The sequence below is a fragment of the Collinsella sp. HCP3S3_D1 genome, from assembly GCF_052064015.1.
Lineage (GTDB): Bacteria > Actinomycetota > Coriobacteriia > Coriobacteriales > Coriobacteriaceae > Collinsella.
Genome location: NZ_JBQHWK010000052.1, coordinates 1 through 476, shown reverse-complemented (window position 1 = coordinate 476; position 476 = coordinate 1). Strand labels below are relative to the sequence as shown.

Sequence of the window (476 nt, the reverse complement as noted above, 5' to 3'; positions counted from 1 at the left end):
ATGGCCGGGGTCGCGATGGCCGTCCGCGCCTCGGCATCGTTCGAGCAGTCGATGGCGGAGGTTGCCGCCACTGGCGAGGAGGCCCGTGGACAGATCGCCGGCCTGCGCAAGGCCGCGCTCGACGCTGGGCGCGACACTGCTATCTCGGCCACCGAAGCCGCCGACGGCATCACGGCGCTGGCGAAGGCTGGCGTGTCCACCGCTGACATCCTGTCGGGCGGTTTGCGGGGCGCACTCAACCTCGCTGCCTCCGGCCAGCTGAGCGTCGCCGACGCCGCTGAAACAACATCCGCCGCCCTCGTCCAGTTCAAGCTGAAGGGCAAGGACGCTGGGCATGTCGCGGACCTGCTCGCCGCAGGAGCTGGTAAGGCCATGGGCTCGGTCGGGGACATGGGGCAGGCGCTCAAGCAGTCCGGCGTCGTCGCCTCCCAATTCGGCGTCTCCATCGAGGAGACCGTCGGCCCTCTCGCCGCGTT

General features: G+C 70.2%; 1 protein-coding gene. It reads left to right on the top strand.

Features of this window, described 5'->3' with window-relative positions; all coding sequences use genetic code 11:
• Positions 1-15 precede the first annotated feature (15 nt).
• Positions 16-476: phage tail tape measure protein (locus tag ACTNDJ_RS08980; protein ID WP_441083578.1), on the top strand; the 461-nt coding region annotated here is incomplete at its 3' end.